This window comes from Delftia sp. BGA-UO-ETr-SB1, assembly GCF_059567865.1.
Genome location: NZ_JCAQOW010000005.1, coordinates 1,883,153 through 1,898,740, shown reverse-complemented (window position 1 = coordinate 1,898,740; position 15,588 = coordinate 1,883,153). Strand labels below are relative to the sequence as shown.

Genomic DNA, 15,588 nt, shown 5'->3' with positions numbered 1-15,588 from the left:
GGACAGTGAAACGACTTTGCGCCGATGATAGTGCGGGTTCCCGTGTGAAAGTAGGTCATCGTCAGGCTCTTACAGCCCAAGAAACCCCGTAGCCCAAAGCTACGGGGTTTTTTGCATTGGGCTGCAGGAAATGGAGAAACAGGCTGAACAGCCAAAACGGACATCCCAAAAAAAGAGAGCGCTGACGCGCTCTCTTTTTAGATCCTGAACGTGCAATGGTTCAGAGCGGCAGGCATTCGCCCTGTACAAAGACCTTGAGTTCGCCCGACTGGATCGAGGTCCAGGTTTCATTCTTGGTCAACGGTGCTGTGACGATGATGGCCACACGGTCCTGTGGTGTGGTCTCTCGGGCGAAGTCCACGGTCAGGTCCTCATCCGACAGATGGGCCTGGGCAAAGGGGTGGCGACGCTCGATGTAGCACAGGTGTGTGGTGGCATGGGCCCACAGCGCTTCGCCGTTGGACAGCAGGAAGTTGAAGGTGCCGTGTGGCGAGATGCGCTTGGCCAGTTCGCGCAGCGTGTGCGTGAGTTCCTGCACGCTGGGCAGGCCGGCATGGGACTTCCAGAGCTCCTGAAGAATCCAGCAGAAGGCCTGCTCGCTGTCGGTGTTGCCTACCGGATGGAAGTGGGCATGCAGTTTGGGTGCGAAGCCCTTGAGATCTCCGTTGTGGGCAAAGACCCAGTTGCGACCCCACAGTTCACGCACGAAGGGGTGGCAGTTCTGCAGGCTTACCGCGCCCTGCGTGGCCTTGCGGATGTGGGCGATGACGTTGCGGCTCTTGATCGGGTACTCGCGTATCAGCTTGGCGATGGGCGAGTCGATGGCGCGCTCGTAGCCGACGAAGTGGCGCAGGCCCTTGTCCTCGAAGAAGGCGATGCCCCAGCCGTCCGTATGGTCGCCGGTATTGCCCGCCCGCTGGGTGAACCCCGAAAAGCTGAAGCGCACGTCGGTGGGCGTGTTGCAGTTCATTCCAAGCAGCTGGCACATGGCGGTATCGTTGTTTGCGTAGTTCAAGCCATAGCCTAACGCCTGGCGCGGCAGCTGCAAGCACAATGCGGGGCAACGGCAAAAAAACGGAACACACCAATGCCCATCCTTTGTCTGCATACGGCGCACAGCAACGCCGTGATCTTCGAGCAGGCTGCTGCCGAACTGGGCTGGCCGGCCCACTCAATCGTTCATCAGGTGCATGAGGAACTGCTGTTGGAGGCGGAGGCTGCTGGCGGCATGAATGCGTCGCTTCGGCAGAAAACGGCAGGGCAGCTCGATGCGCTGGCAGATCCTGCCGATATCGATGCCGTGCTGCTGACCTGCTCGACCCTGGGCCCGGCCGTGGCGGATTGCCGCAGTGGCAAGGTCTGGCGTGCCGATGGCATGCTGGCCCGCAAGGTGGCCGCTGCCTTGCAAAATGACCCCGAATCGCGCATTGCACTGCTGTGCGCCGCTCCCACAACGTACGAAGCCACGCGCAATCTGTTCATGGGAGAACTGCAGCAAGGCAACGCAGATCAACGCATGCAGCTGCAGTGTGTTGAAGGGGCCTGGGCTCTTTTTCGCAGTGGTGATGTCGCCGGCTATGTGGCGTGCATGGCCGATGCGGCTGTTCAGGCCCATGCTGCCGGTGCTACCCAGGTGGCCCTGACCCAGGTGTCCATGGATGGCGTTGCCAGGCACTGGAAGCCAGATGCCTCCATGCCTGTGCCCTGGACGGTGGCAGGGAGTGCACTGCAGGCACTCATGGAAATACGGGATTAAAGACCAGTTTTCATGAAAAAAGGCAGCCAAAGCTGCCTTTTGCATGCATTGAGCGAAAGATCCTCAGCTGCGTTCGGACCAGAGCTTGCCGCCTGTGGCCCAGTTTTCGCGCTTGATGTCGGTGATCAGGATGTCCACCGATTCGGGCGAGCCACCGAGGACTTCGACCGAGACGCGCGTGATCTCTTCGACCAGCTTGCGCTTTTGTTCGACGGTGCGGCCTTCCATCATTTCGACGTGGTATGTGGGCATGTCAATCTCCTCAGGGATCAAGTTCTAGGGGGTTGGGTCGGCGACATCATATCGGCCGACGCGGGTGGTCGAGGCTTGTCGGTGCCAAGCGCGCAGGCGGGGCACAGGCAGGCCTTGTTGCGCAGGGGCTCCGGAATGCGGGCCAGTGCATCGGGTGCCACCGGGGTGTCCATGCACCAGCAGTTCAGCGGATCAACGCCCGCAAGAATGGCGCATTGATTGCTGCGGCCGCACAGCGGACACAGGTTGGCATCGGGGGGAGGGGCGCTCATCGTGGTTCCGAGTGTAGGCCCATGAAAAAAGCACCTCAGGCAAGCCTGGGTGCTTTTGCAGCCTTGGGCGCCGCCAGGTGTCAGGCGGCTGCCTTGACCTTCAGGCGCCAGGCATGCAGCAGGGGTTCGGTGTAGCCACTGGGTTGCTCCTTGCCCTTGAAGACCAGGTCACAGGCGGCCTGGTAGGCCATCGAGGTGTCGAAGTGGCCGGCCATGGGCTTGTACAGTGCATCGCCCGCGTTCTGCTGGTCGACCACGGCGGCCATGCGCTCGAAGGTCTCGCGCACCTGGGCCTCGGTCACGATGCCGTGCTGCAGCCAGTTGGCGATGTGCTGGCTGGAGATGCGCAGCGTGGCACGGTCTTCCATCAGGCCCACGTTGTGGATGTCGGGCACCTTGGAGCAGCCCACGCCCTGGTCCACCCAGCGCACCACATAGCCGAGGATGCCCTGGACGTTGTTGTCCAGCTCCTGCTGCTTTTCAGCCGCGCTCCACTTGTCTTCCTTGACCACGGGCACCTGCAGCAGGTCGGCCAGGATGGTGGCGCGCTCGGCGTCGGCATTGGTCTGCTCCAGCTGCTTTTGCACTTCGGCCACGTTGACCTGGTGGTAGTGCAGGGCGTGCAGCGTGGCGGCCGTGGGCGAGGGCACCCAGGCAGTATTGGCGCCGGCCTTGGGGTGGCCGATCTTTTGCTCCAGCATGGCCTTCATCAGGTCGGGCATGGCCCACATGCCCTTGCCGATCTGCGCCTTGCCGCGCAGGCCCAGGCCCAGGCCCACGAGCACGTTGCTGCGCTCATAGGCGGCCAGCCAGGCGCTGCCCTTCATGTCGGCCTTGCGGACCATGGGGCCGGCATACATGGCGGTGTGCATTTCGTCGCCCGTGCGGTCCAGGAAGCCGGTGTTGATGAAGGCCACGCGCGATGCGGCAGCGGCAATGCAGGCCTTGAGGTTGACGCTGGTGCGGCGCTCCTCGTCCATGATGCCCAGCTTGACGGTGTTTTCGGGCAGGCCCAGGACCTTTTCCACGCGGCCGAACAGCTCGCTGGCGAAGGCGGCTTCCGCGGGGCCGTGCATCTTGGGCTTGACGATGTAGACGCTGCCCGTGCGCGAGTTGCGGATGCCGTTGGCGCCCAGACCCTTGATGTCATGGACGGCAATGGCCGTGGTGACCATGGCGTCCAGGATGCCCTCGGGAATTTCCTTGCCGTTGCCCCAGAGGATGGCCGGGTTGGTCATCAGGTGGCCGACATTGCGCACGAACATCAGCGAACGGCCATGCAGCTTGACGGGCTTGCCATCGGCGCCCGTGTACTCGCGGTCGGCGTTTAGGCCGCGCGTCATGCTCTTGCCGCCCTTGTCGAAGGTTTCGGTCAGCGTGCCCTTGAGGATGCCCAGCCAGTTGGCATAGCCGACCACCTTGTCCTCGGCATCCACGGCGGCCACGGAGTCTTCCAGGTCCAGGATGGTGGACAGGGCGGCTTCGACCACCACGTCGGCCACGCCGGCGGCATCGGTCTGGCCGATGGCCGTGGTCTTGTCGATGCGGATGTCGATGTGCAGGCCGTTGTTGAGCAGCAGCACGGAAGAGGGCGCTGCGGCATCACCCTGGTAGCCGACGAACTGGGCGGTGTTCTTCAGGCCCGTGGTGCCGCCGCTCTTGAGCGCGACGACCAGCTGGCCAGCTTCCACGCGATAGCCGGCGGCATCCTTGTGCGAGCCCGATGCCAGCGGGGCTGCCTGGTCCAGGAAATCACGTGCGAAGGCGATCACCTTGGCGCCGCGCACGGGGTTGTAGCCCTTGCCCTTTTCCGCGCCACCGTCTTCGCCGATGGCGTCCGTGCCGTACAGCGCGTCATACAGCGAACCCCAGCGCGCGTTGGCGGCGTTCAGCGCATAGCGGGCGTTGAGAATGGGCACGACCAGCTGGGGGCCGGCCTGGATGGCCAGTTCCGCATCCACATTGGTGGTGGTGGCCTTGGCATCCTTGGGCTGCTCGACCAGATAGCCGATCTGCGTCAGGAACTGCTGGTAGCCGGCCATGTCGGTGATGGGGCCGGGATGGGCCTTGTGCCAGGTGTCCAGCTCGGTCTGCAGGCGGTCACGCTCGGCCAGCAGGGCGGCATTGCGAGGAGCCAGATCTTTGACGATCGCGTCGAAGCCTTTCCAGAACGCCTCGGGAGCGACACCGGTGCCCGGGAGCACTTGTTCATTGATGAAACGGTGCAGCTCTGTAGCGACCTGCAGGCTGTGGGCTTGGGTGCGATCGGTCATGGTGGGAACCCCGGGTTGGATGGATGGAAAGGCTTGGCAGACCCTTTTCGGGCCTGACTATAAGGAATACTTTATTAGATTTATTTGCGTACATAAATAGACCATAAATCTTAAAACTCGTGACTTTTACGCAAAAATGTGGGAAGGTTATGCGCGCGCCAAAACCGGCCGGCTTTGGCGCGCAGCCCATGCATGGTGCACATGGAGGACAGCCAGTGCCCACTATGCAAAAAGGCGAGTCACAGGAGACGGGTGTGCGGTCGCATGCCCCACAAGAACACGGAAAAGAAACGGACAGCGGTCATGGACAAGCTCAAGGCATTCGAGTCATTCGTATCGGTGGCAACGCGCGGCAGCCTCACGGCAGCGGCCAAGGCGGAAGGCGTGGCGCCGGCCATCATGGGGCGGCGCCTCGATGCCCTGGAAGAGCACCTGGGCGTCAAGCTCATGGTGCGCACCACGCGGCGCATCTCCCTCACGCATGAGGGCAGCGCCTTTCTTGAGGATTGCCAGCGCCTGCTGTCCGATGTGTCCAACGCCGAGGCCAGTGTCAGCGCGGGCGGGGTCAAGGCCACGGGCCACCTGCGCATCACGGCGCCGGCGGGCTTTGGCAGGCGGCACGTGGCGCCCCTGGTGCCGCTCTTTCGGGATCTGCACCCGGATGTGACGATTTCCCTGAACCTCAGCGACCGCGTGGTCGATCTGGCCGGCGAAGGCTTTGACTGCGCGGTGCGCGTGGGCGATCTGCCCGACTCGGCCTTGGTCAGCGTGCGCATTGCCGACAACCGGCGCCAGTGCGTCGCCACGCCTGCCTATCTGGAGCGCCGAGGCACGCCGCGCCACCCCAGCGAGTTGACCCAGCACGACTGCCTGACGCTGTCCAGCGACGCCTCGCAGACGCGTGGCTGGGCCTTTCGCATCCCCCATCCCGACAGCGGCACCAGCGAGGTCGTGCACTTCAAGCCGGGCGGCCCGCTGGACTGCTCCGACGGCCAGGTACTGCACGACTGGTGCCTGGGCGGCTGGGGCATCGCCTGGCGCAGCACCTGGGAGGTCGAGGCCGAGATCACCTCGGGCCGCCTGGTGGCCGTGCTCGAAACATTCGCGGCACCGCCCAATGGCATTTTTGTCGTCTTTCCCCAGCGCAAGCACATGCCGCTGCGTGTGCGGCTGTGGATCGACTATCTCAAGCACCACTACGAGCAGCCGGATTTCTGGCGGCGTACCCACGCGGCCTGAGCGGGCCGCCCAGCAAGGAGGAATGAGCATGGCAGTGTCGATAGCGACGAAAGCGGTATCCGCAACGCAGGGCGCGGCCCCAGGACGGCGGCGCTGGATGCGCATGGCGCTGGGAGCCGCCTGCCTGGGCATGGTGGCGGGCTGCGCCGTCCAGGGGTCGGGGCAGGGCCGGCCGGACGGGATGCGGCAGGGCGCGGTGCCTGCCGGCATCGTGAGCGTGACCTTTGACGATCCTTCGCGGTTCGACGCCGGGCGCAACGGACCCCAGGAGTCCGAGAAGGCGCGCCGCGCCTGGGTCGATGCGCTGGCCCAGTTCCTGGCCGAGCGTGCCGCGCCCAGACTGCCCCAGGGCCAGCGGCTTGAAGTTCACCTCACCGATGTGCAGCGCGCAGGCGGCTTCGAGCCCTGGCGCGGGCCCCAGGCTGCCGATGTGCGCATCGTGCGCGACATCTACCCACCGCGCATCGACCTGCGCTTCAAGCTGCTGGGAGCCGATGGAAAGCTTCTGCGAGAAGGCAGCCGCCAGCTGCGCGACGCCAGCTTCATGATGCGCCCGGACCTGTATCCCAACGATCCCCTGCGCTACGAAAAGACGCTGCTGGACGACTGGGTGCGCGCGGAACTGGGGCGCTGACCGGACCGCAGTGGTCTACCGATTGCCTCGGACATCACGATGGCAGTCCCCGTTTCTGGCGTAATGGACACTTGGCCCAAGAGGCCCAATTTCTATACGGATTCCCCATGACGATAGAAGCCATCCTGGCCAGCCTCCACCTGCTGGCCATCCTCACCTTCGTGGTGTTCCTGTCCAGCCAGGCGGCGCTGTGCCGCAGCGAGTGGATGAACGCCGCCGTGGTGCAGCGCCTGGCGCGGCTGGACATGATCTATGGCCTTGCCGTGGTCTTCCTGGTGCTCACCGGCATCGCCCGTCTGGTGTGGGGCGTCAAGGGCATGTCCTGGTACGTCTCGCAGCCACTGTTTCATCTGAAGATGACTTTGTTTGTCGTCGGCGCGCTGCTGTCGATCAAGCCCACGCTGGCCTTCCGGCGCTGGCGCCGCGCGCTGGATGCCGGCCAGGGCCTGCCCCAGCCGGCCGAGGTCGCCAGCACGCGCCGCTGGGTGATGTGGCAGGCCCATGTGGTGCCCGTGATCGCCGTCGTCGCGGTGTTCTGGGCGCGGGGCATGTAGGCTCCGTTTCCCTGTCCGGCGGCACGGGGTGGGCCTGCCACGTAGAATCCGCCGATGCTCTCCGTCAAACAGGAACTGCTCGCGGCTCTGGCCGGCGAGCTTGAAACTTTGTCGCCCGGCGCCGGTGCCCGTGCCGCTTTTGAATCCCCCAAGGTGGCTGCCCATGGCGATTTCGCCTGCACGGCCGCCATGCAGCTGGCCAAGCCGCTCAAGCTCAACCCGCGTTCGCTGGGCGAGCAGCTCAAGGCTGCGCTGGAGGCCACGCCGTCCTTCCAGCGTTGGGTCGATGCCATCGAGATCGCCGGCCCCGGCTTTCTGAACATCCGCCTCAAGCCCGCCGCCAAGCAGCAAATCATCCGCGAAGTGCTGGAGCAGGCCGAGAAGTTCGGCTGGCTGGCCGACCGTGGCGCAAAGATGCTGGTCGAGTTCGTCTCCGCCAACCCCACCGGCCCGCTGCACGTGGGCCATGGCCGCCAGGCCGCGCTGGGCGATGCCATCTGCAACCTCTATGCCACCCAGGGCTGGGGCGTGCACCGCGAGTTCTACTACAACGACGCGGGCGTGCAGATCGACACGCTGACCAAGAGTACGCAGCTGCGTGCCAAGGGCTTCAAGCCCGGCGACGAATGCTGGCCCATCGATCCCGAGAATCCGGCAAGCAAGGCCTTCTACAACGGCTCCTACATCCAGGACATCGCCGACGACTTCCTGGCCCGCAAGACCGTCAAGGCCGATGACCGCGAATTCACGGCCAACGGCGATGTCGAGGACTACGACAACATCCGCCAGTTCGCCGTCGCCTATCTGCGCAACGAGCAGGACAAGGACCTGCAGGCCTTCAACCTGCACTTTGACGAGTACTACCTCGAATCCAGCCTCTACACCAATGGCTATGTCGAGGACGCGGTGCAGCGCCTGATTGCGGGCGGACACACCTACGAACTCGACGGCGCGCTCTGGCTCAAGTCCACCGACTACGGTGACGACAAGGACCGCGTGATGCGCAAGCAGGACGGCAACTACACGTACTTCGTGCCCGATGTCGCCTACCACATCCAGAAATTCAAGCGCGGCTACTCCAAGGTCGTCAACATCCAGGGCACGGACCACCACGGCACCATCGCGCGCGTGCGCGCCGGCCTGCAGGCCGCCGACGTGGGCATCCCTGCCGGCTATCCCGACTATGTGCTGCACACCATGGTGCGCGTGGTGCGCGGCGGCGAGGAAGTCAAGATCAGCAAGCGCGCCGGCTCCTACGTCACGCTGCGCGACCTGATCGAGTGGACCAGCAAGGATGCGGTGCGTTTCTTCCTGCTGTCCCGCAAGCCCGACACCGAGTACACCTTCGACGTGGACCTGGCCGTGGCCCAGAACAACGACAACCCCGTGTACTACGTGCAGTACGCCCATGCGCGCATCTGCTCGGTGCTGGCCGCCTGGGGGGGGGACGCGGCCACGCTCAAGGACGTGGACCTGTCGGCGCTGGAAGGCCCGCAGGCCCAGGCGCTGATGCTGCAGCTGGCCAAGTACCCGGCCATGCTGACCTCGGCCGCAGAAGGCAATGCACCGCACGACGTGACGTTCTACCTGCGCGAACTGGCCTCGCTGTACCACAGCTACTACGACGCGGAACGCATCCTGGTGGACGACGAAAAGGTCAAGCTCGCCCGCCTGGCGCTGATCTCGGCCACGCGCCAGGTATTGCACAATGGCCTGGCAGTGCTGGGCGTCTCGGCCCCGCAACGCATGTAACTTCGAGCGACAAGCGATCTATGAAGACACAGCAACGTGGGGGCACCGTCATCGGTCTCATCATCGGCATGATCGTCGGGCTGGCAGCAGCCCTGGCCGTCGCCGTCTATGTGACCAAGGTGCCCGTGCCCTTTCTCTCCAAGGGCGGCAAGACGGCCGACCAGGACGCGGCCGAGGCCCAGCGCAACAAGAACTGGGACCCCAACGCGCCGCTGCAGGGCAAGAACCCGGCGCCGCCACCACCGGCCGCCGTCACGCCCAGCCTCCCTGGCAGCACCGCACCAACCGCCCCCACCCCGCCCGCCGTGGCAGGAGGCGTGACTCCGCCACCCGCGCCCGTGGACCCGGCCAAGCCGCCCGCCAAGCCCGAAACCAAGGCCGATGGCAAGAGCTCGGCCGATCCGCTGGGTGACCTGGTCAAGTCGCGCTCCGCCGCTGCCGAGAAGGCGGAAAAGGCAGAAAAGGCCGACGCCGCCTTCAACTACTTCGTGCAGGCCGGCGCCTTCCGCAGCCAGGGCGATGCCGATGCGCAGCGCGCCAAGCTGGCCATGCTGGGGTGGGAGGCGCGCGTGAGCGAGCGCGAGCAAAACGGCATCACCATCTTCCGCGTGCGTGTGGGTCCGTTCACCAAGCGCGACGATGCCGAGCAGCTCAAGCAAAAGCTCGATGGCGCCGGGGTCGAGTCCACGCTGGTGCGCGCCGCACGCTGAAAGCGCGTTGCAACAAGAGCGCTGAACTTTTGGCGGGCCCCTGCCTCCTAACCTGCAGCATTGAACGAGGAGTTTGTTTTGATGAATCGCCGCGACTTTTCCCTGGCTGCCTCGGCAGCCGCTGCCAGCGCACTGACGCTGGGCACTTCCGCCGCCCAGGCCCAGGCCGCAGCGCCCAAGGAGGGCAAGGACTACATCAAGCTGGCCAAGCCCGCACCCACCAGCGCCGGCGCCGGCAAGGTCGAGGTGGTCGAGTTCTTCTGGTACAGCTGCCCGCACTGCAATGCGTTCGAGCCGACCTTTGCCGCCTGGAAGAACCAGGCCCCGGCCGACGTGGTCGTGCACCGCGTGCCCGTGGCCTTCAACGCCAGCTTCGTGCCCCAGCAAAAGCTCTACTACGCCTTCGAAGGCATGAACCTGCTGGACACCATGCATGCGCGCGCCTTCCACGCCATCCATGTGGAACGCAACCGTCTGGCCAAGGACGAGGACATCTTCGCCTGGGTGGGCAAGCAGGGCGTGGACGTGGCCAAGTTCAAGGAGGTCTACAACTCCTTCAGCGTCTCCAACCAGGTTCGCAAGGCCACCCAGCTGCAGCAGGACTATGACGTGGAAGGCGTGCCGGCCATGGGCGTGGCGGGCCGTTACTACACCGACGGCACCAAGGCCGGCAACATGACCAATGTGCTGCGTGTGGTCGATCAGCTGATCGCCACCAGCCGCAAGGGCTGAGGCCCGGGCCTCGGCCCAGCCAAGCCGCGACAGGCCCGCCATTGCGCGGGCCTGTCGCTTTTGGAAACCTCTTTTTGTGCCTTTGTGTCAGCGCTTTCCGTGCGCGTTGAAAGACGCCAGGAACGGTTGCGCGCGACACCCCCTACAATGGATGCAAGAAGCGTGCCCTCCATGAAACAACGACTTTCCTCCCTCCTGCTCGCCGCCGCCCTGGCGGCTTTCGCCGGTATGGCCCAGGCCGAAAAGGCCGACAGCACCAAGCCCATGAACATCGAGGCTGATGCGCTGCGCCATGACGAACTCAAGCAGACCAGCGTCTTCACTGGCAACGTGGTGATGACCAAGGGCACTATCGTGCTGCGCGGCGCCCAGCTCGATGTGCGGCAAGACCCTGAAGGCTTTCAGTACGGCGTGGTGACGGCCGAGGCGGGCAAGCGTGCCTTCTTCCGCCAAAAGCGCGATACCGTGCCGGGCCAGCCCGAGGAGTTCGTGGAAGGCGAGGGCGAGGTCATCGAATACGACGGCAAGGCCGACCTCGTGAAGTTCATTCGCCGCGGCGAACTGCGCCGCTATCGCGGTGGCCAGCTCAGCGACGAGATCACCGGCTCCATCATCGTCTACAACAACCTCACCGACGTGTTCACCGTTGACGGGCAAAAGACCAGCGGTGGCCAGCCCAGCTCCACGGCCGGCCAGGGCGGGCGCGTGCGCGCCGTGCTGGCGCCCAAGGAAGGCACGCCGGGCTCGCAGCCGCGCGCCCCCGCAGCGGGCACGCCGGGCACGTCCCTGCAGCCCAGCAACAGCCTGGACAGCCTCGGCGGTACCAAGCGATGAGCGGGCAAGCCGCAGCCCCGGCTGCCACTGCACGCGCCGACCAGGGCAGCAGCCTGCAGGCACGCCATCTGGCCAAGTCCTACGGCAGCCGCAAGGTGGTCAAGGATGTGTCGCTGTCCGTGAAAAAGGGCGAGGTCGTGGGTCTGCTGGGCCCCAACGGCGCGGGCAAGACCACCTCGTTCTACATGATCGTGGGCCTGGTGCGCAGCGACGGCGGCGACATCTTCATCGACGGTCAGGCCGTGGGCAACATGCCCATCCACCAGCGCTCGCGCCTGGGCCTGTCCTACCTGCCGCAAGAGGCATCGATCTTCCGCAAGCTCAGCGTCGAGGACAACGTGCGCGCCGTGCTGGAGCTGCAAAGGGACGAGCAGGGCCGGCCGCTGGCGCGCAGCGTCATCGAGGAGCGCCTGACGGCGCTGCTGCAGGAATTGCGCGTGGACCATCTGCGCGCATCGCCTGCGCTGGCGCTGTCGGGCGGCGAACGCCGCCGCGTCGAGATCGCGCGCGCCCTGGCCACGCAGCCGCGCTTCATCCTGCTGGACGAGCCCTTTGCCGGCATCGACCCCATCGCCGTGATCGAGATTCAGCGCATCATCGGCTTTCTCAAGGCGCGCGGCATCGGCGTGCTCATCACCGACCACAACGTGCGCGAGACGCTGGGCATCTGCGACCATGCCTTCATCATCAGCGACGGCCACGTGCTCGCCCAGGGCACACCCGAGGAGATCGTGGACAACGCCGAAGTGCGGCGTGTCTACCTCGGCGAACACTTCCGGATGTAGCGCCATGCCCTGCCTGGCCCGTCTGCGAGACTGTCTGCGCGAAGGAGCTGCCGCTTGAAGCCCGGTCTGTCGCTGCGCGTCTCCCAGCATCTTTCGCTCACTCCCCAGCTGCAGCAGTCGATACAGCTGCTGCAGCTGTCCACGCTGGAGCTGGCGCAGGAAGTGGAGCAGATGCTGGGCGACAACCCCTTCCTGGAGCTGGCGAACGAGGAGGGCGATCACGATGCGGCTGCCGGCACCCGCGAGCCTGCCGCGCCCGGCGCCGAGGCCACGGAGTCCTTCCAGGAAAGCCGCGCAGACCAGCCTTCGGCGGCGGTGGAGTGGGAGCCCTCGTCGGACGCATCCTCCGGCGATGCCGTGGAGACTTCCGGCACGGCCGAGTCCCTGAGCTGGGAAGGCGACGGCCAGACCACCTCGGGCAACGATGACCGCGACTGGGGCAGCGATGCGCCCTCCAGCCGCACGCGCGGGCAGGGCGAGGAAGACGAGGCCGATGCCACCGAACTGGCACGCAGCGCCGAAAGCCTGACCGACCACCTGCACCGCCAGGCCCTGAGCCTGCGCCTGGGCGAGGTGGACCGCGCCGCGCTGCGCTTTCTGATCGAGAACCTCAACGACGACGGCTACCTGGAAGACCCGCTCGACGAGCTGGCACAGGGCCTGGCGGGCGACGATCTGGAGGAGTGCGAGGAACTGGTGCACCGCTTCACCGTGGCGCTGCGCCTGCTGCAAAGCCTGGAGCCCGTGGGCGTGGGCGCGCGCGACCTGGCCGAATGCCTGACGCTGCAACTGCGCGACCAGCTGGCCGATGCCGAGCGCGAAGGCAACGGCAGTGCCGAGGACGAAGACCGGCAGGCCGTGCTGCGCACCGCGCTGGACATCTGCGCCCAGCCCATGGACCTGCTGGCGCGGCGCGACCTGCGCAAGCTCGCCAGCCTGTGCGGTGCGCGCGAGGAGCGGCTGCGCGAGGCGCTGGTGCTGATCACCCGGCTGGAGCCACGCCCGGGCCGGCGCTTTGCCGACGTGCAGCGCCAGATCGTCGTGCCCGACGTCATCGTGCGCCCCGTGCGCAGCGGCGCGGGCCGCATGGACTTCAGCGTGCAGCTCAACCCCGACGTCATGCCCAAGCTGCGCGTGCACGACATCTATGCCAGCGCGCTGCGCAGCCACAGGGGCAGCGAAGGCCATGCAGCGCTGCAGCAGCGGCTGCAGGAGGCGCGCTGGTTCATCAAGAACATCCAGCAGCGCTTCGACACCATCCTGCGCGTGTCGCAGGCCATCGTGGAGCGCCAGAAGAACTTCTTCGTGCATGGCGAGCTGGCCATGCGCCCGCTGGTGCTGCGCGACATTGCCGATGCGCTGGGCCTGCATGAATCCACCATCAGCCGCGTGACCACGGCCAAGTACATGGCCACGCCGCAGGGCACCTACGAGCTCAAGTACTTCTTCGGCTCGGGCCTGGGCACCGAGGCCGGTGGCAATGCCTCCAGCACGGCCGTGCGCGCGCTGATCAAGCAGTTCGTCGCGGCCGAAGACCCCAAGAAGCCGCTGTCGGACAACCAGCTCGCCGACATGCTCAAGGAGCAGGGCATCGAATGCGCGCGGCGCACGGTGGCCAAGTACCGCGAGCTACTCAAGATCCCGCCGACCACGCTGCGCAAGGCGCTGTAGCCCAGGCGCGCAAACTCGCCATCGTGGTGTCTATGGCGTTCGGCCGGCCACGTCATCCCACTTCAAGCCGAATTTCAGCAGGTACTTGCGCAGGCGGTCGGCATCGTTGACCACGCTGCGCTGGGTGCGTGACCGGTCGAACAGGCGGCGCCCCGCATCGGACAGCGAAGGCGACTCCCGGCACACGCGCAGCACCGCTTCGAGCTGCATGCGGTCGAACAGATCCAGCGGCTCCAGCACTTCGGCAGACAGCAGGCTTTGCAGGCTGGCGCCGGCCGGTTGCACGGCATCGCCTCTTTGCCACAGCCACTTCAGGCGCTGGATCTCGGCATCGACCAGGGCCGTGGAGATGCGCCCCCCGTCGGCCAGCGTGGCCAGGCGCGTCATGCTGGCCGACAGGTCGCGGAAGTTGCCGCTCCACAGCGCCTCGGGCGAGCGCGCAAAGCGCAGATAGCGCTCGCGGGCCTCCACGTTGAAGCGCACCATCTGGCCGGTCTCGTCGGCCGAGCGCGCGAGCAGGTGGTCCATGTTGGGTTCTATGTCCTCGGGGCGCCCGGCCAGGCCCGGCAGCGCGTAGGACCACAGGTTGATGCGCGCGAACAAATCCTCGCGAAAGCGCCCCTGCGCCACGTCGATGCGCAGGTCGCGGTGCGTGCCGGCGACCAGTTGGAAGTCGCTGCTGACCTCGCGGTCGCTGCCCATGGGATAGAAGCGCTTTTCCTCCACCGCCTTGAGCAGCATAGCCTGTTCGTCCAGGCCCAGCTCGCCGATTTCGTCCAGGAACAGCACGCCCTGGTGCGCGCTGCGCAGCAGGCCGGCGCGGTCGGCCGCAGCGCCCGTGAACGCGCCCTTCTTGTGGCCGAACAGCACCGAGGCCGCACCATCGCCGCGCAGCGTGGCGCAATTGACCTCCACGAAGTCGCCCTGGACCTGGTGCCTGGCCTTCTTCAACTCGTACATGCGCCGCGCCAGATGCGACTTGCCCGCGCCCGTGGGACCCGTGAGCAGGATGGGCGCGCGCGAGCGCACGGCCACGCGCTCGATCTCGTCGATCAGCGCGTTGAACCCGGCATTGCGCGTGGCGATGCCGCTCTTGAGAAATTGCACGGCCTCGCTCTGCTCGGCGCCGAAGCGCTGGGCGATCACGTCGTAGCGCGACAGGTCCAGGTCGATCAGCGCATAGCTGCCCGGGTCGCCCATGCGCTGGCGCCGGGGTGGCGAGGTCTGGGCCAGCACGCCGGGAATGCGGCGCGACTCCACCAGCAGGAACAGGCAGATCTGTGCCACGTGCGTGCCCGTGGTGATGTGCGTCCAGTACTCCTCGCGCTCGGGGTCGAAGCGATAGGCCTGCGTCCAGTCGAACAGCCGCGCATAGACCTCGCCGAAATCCCAGGGATCGGCAATGTCCATGGGCACGAGGTTCACCTGGGTCTCGGGCGATGCCGTGGCGATGTCGCCCTGCAGTAGCTGCGCCAGGGCCAGATGGGGCGGCGTGTAGAGCAGCTCCAGCCGCTCCACCACCAGATCCTCGTGCTGCATGAGGGAGAGGGTCGGCCGCCATTTTTCCCAGCGCCCCGCGCCCCTGCCGGAGTCCAGCTGCGTACCCAGAAAGCCGATGACGACCTTTTTCTTTTCCATGTTTTTGTCTAGTTGAATAGCTGAAATTCTAGTTTCTTTGGATCGAATAAGAAATCAAGAAAAGTGTGATTTGAGATTTATCCAAATAAATCAATGGGTTGAAGAATTGTCTGGCGCCTGATGCCAGGCTGGCACGCATCTCGCAATAACCAAGGCATCCAGTGCAAGCGGTGACCGCTCACAGGCCGGGGTTGGGGCAAAGGCCCGCCCCGCCGGTGCCGGAAGTCCGGGCCCCCAGGGGCTTGTCGATTTCCCGCATGCCGCACGCCGCAGGCGCTGGGTAACGGCAAGGTTGTGGAAACCGTCTCGCAAGGGACGCCTGGTTCGACTCCAGGCTTGCCAGCCACTGGTAGCTCAGTCTGGTAGAGCACCCTCGCAAGAGGACTGTCGCAGGTTCGATTCCTGTCCACTCTTCCGGCCGCAAGGCCGGGCTATTGAAACGGTCGAAAGACCACCCGCCGAACGCGGGAGGTGGCCACCGGGTTG

At 65.6% G+C, this 15,588-nt stretch carries 15 protein-coding genes; 10 read left to right on the top strand and 5 right to left on the bottom strand.

Annotated elements, in window-relative coordinates:
• Positions 1-220: 220 nt before the first annotated feature.
• Positions 221-988 (bottom strand): class II glutamine amidotransferase, encoded by a 768-nt coding sequence (locus tag AC57B5_RS18780; RefSeq protein WP_099735233.1) that lies wholly within the window; start codon positions 986-988, stop codon positions 221-223.
• Between the two features lie 99 nt (positions 989-1,087).
• Between AC57B5_RS18780 and AC57B5_RS18775 the strand changes: the two genes are divergently transcribed.
• Positions 1,088-1,756 (top strand): hypothetical protein, encoded by a 669-nt coding sequence (locus tag AC57B5_RS18775; protein ID WP_496400100.1) that lies wholly within the window; start codon positions 1,088-1,090, stop codon positions 1,754-1,756.
• Positions 1,757-1,819: 63 nt separating this feature from the next.
• On the opposite strand, the gene AC57B5_RS18770 is transcribed toward AC57B5_RS18775, so the two are convergent.
• From AC57B5_RS18770 to AC57B5_RS18760, 3 genes are all read right to left on the bottom strand, one after another.
• Positions 1,820-2,008 carry a 4-oxalocrotonate tautomerase gene (locus tag AC57B5_RS18770; RefSeq protein WP_012202595.1) on the bottom strand — a complete coding sequence of 63 codons (189 nt, stop codon included), beginning with the start codon at positions 2,006-2,008 and terminating at the stop codon, positions 1,820-1,822.
• Positions 2,009-2,025: 17 nt separating this feature from the next.
• Positions 2,026-2,280: a cysteine-rich CWC family protein gene (locus AC57B5_RS18765; RefSeq protein WP_496400099.1), complete on the bottom strand. Its 255-nt coding sequence runs from the start codon at positions 2,278-2,280 to the stop codon at positions 2,026-2,028.
• Between the two features lie 80 nt (positions 2,281-2,360).
• Positions 2,361-4,553 carry a malate synthase G gene (locus AC57B5_RS18760; RefSeq protein WP_496400098.1) on the bottom strand — a complete coding sequence of 731 codons (2,193 nt, stop codon included), beginning with the start codon at positions 4,551-4,553 and terminating at the stop codon, positions 2,361-2,363.
• A gap of 303 nt (positions 4,554-4,856) precedes the next feature.
• Between AC57B5_RS18760 and AC57B5_RS18755 the strand changes: the two genes are divergently transcribed.
• The 9 genes from AC57B5_RS18755 (at position 4,857) to AC57B5_RS18715 (ending at position 13,464) form a co-directional block, all read left to right on the top strand.
• A complete protein-coding gene (locus AC57B5_RS18755; protein ID WP_013804758.1) occupies positions 4,857-5,792 on the top strand; it encodes a LysR family transcriptional regulator in 936 nt (311 codons plus the stop codon).
• A gap of 28 nt (positions 5,793-5,820) precedes the next feature.
• A complete protein-coding gene (locus tag AC57B5_RS18750) occupies positions 5,821-6,426 on the top strand; it encodes a DUF3016 domain-containing protein (RefSeq protein WP_454710351.1) in 606 nt (201 codons plus the stop codon).
• 107 nt (positions 6,427-6,533) lie between these two features.
• Complete coding sequence (locus tag AC57B5_RS18745; protein ID WP_012202600.1) at positions 6,534-6,980, top strand: DUF2214 family protein; 447 nt, start codon at positions 6,534-6,536, stop codon at positions 6,978-6,980.
• 54 nt (positions 6,981-7,034) lie between these two features.
• Positions 7,035-8,732 carry an arginine--tRNA ligase gene (gene argS, locus AC57B5_RS18740; RefSeq protein ID WP_043825927.1) on the top strand — a complete coding sequence of 566 codons (1,698 nt, stop codon included), beginning with the start codon at positions 7,035-7,037 and terminating at the stop codon, positions 8,730-8,732.
• Positions 8,733-8,752: 20 nt separating this feature from the next.
• A complete protein-coding gene (locus tag AC57B5_RS18735; RefSeq protein WP_012202602.1) occupies positions 8,753-9,442 on the top strand; it encodes an SPOR domain-containing protein in 690 nt (229 codons plus the stop codon).
• Positions 9,443-9,523: 81 nt separating this feature from the next.
• The gene (locus tag AC57B5_RS18730) at positions 9,524-10,174 is read left to right on the top strand and encodes a thiol:disulfide interchange protein DsbA/DsbL (protein WP_065347443.1); all 651 of its coding nucleotides are present in this window, start codon (positions 9,524-9,526) and stop codon (positions 10,172-10,174) included.
• A 171-nt stretch (positions 10,175-10,345) separates the two neighbouring features.
• Positions 10,346-11,008, top strand: a complete 663-nt coding sequence (gene lptA, locus AC57B5_RS18725) for a lipopolysaccharide transport periplasmic protein LptA (RefSeq protein ID WP_013804753.1) — start codon at positions 10,346-10,348, stop codon at positions 11,006-11,008.
• Positions 11,005-11,793, top strand: coding sequence for an LPS export ABC transporter ATP-binding protein (gene lptB, locus AC57B5_RS18720; RefSeq protein ID WP_012202605.1), 789 nt, complete (start codon positions 11,005-11,007; stop codon positions 11,791-11,793). Before lptA ends, lptB begins: the two co-directional genes overlap by 4 nt.
• A gap of 54 nt (positions 11,794-11,847) precedes the next feature.
• Entirely contained in the window at positions 11,848-13,464 is a 1,617-nt protein-coding gene (locus AC57B5_RS18715; protein WP_199960487.1) for an RNA polymerase factor sigma-54, read from the top strand.
• Between the two features lie 30 nt (positions 13,465-13,494).
• Here the strand turns inward: AC57B5_RS18715 and rtcR are convergent, their stop codons facing one another.
• Entirely contained in the window at positions 13,495-15,102 is a 1,608-nt protein-coding gene (gene rtcR / locus AC57B5_RS18710; protein WP_454710347.1) for an RNA repair transcriptional activator RtcR, read from the bottom strand.
• Positions 15,103-15,588 lie beyond the last annotated feature (486 nt).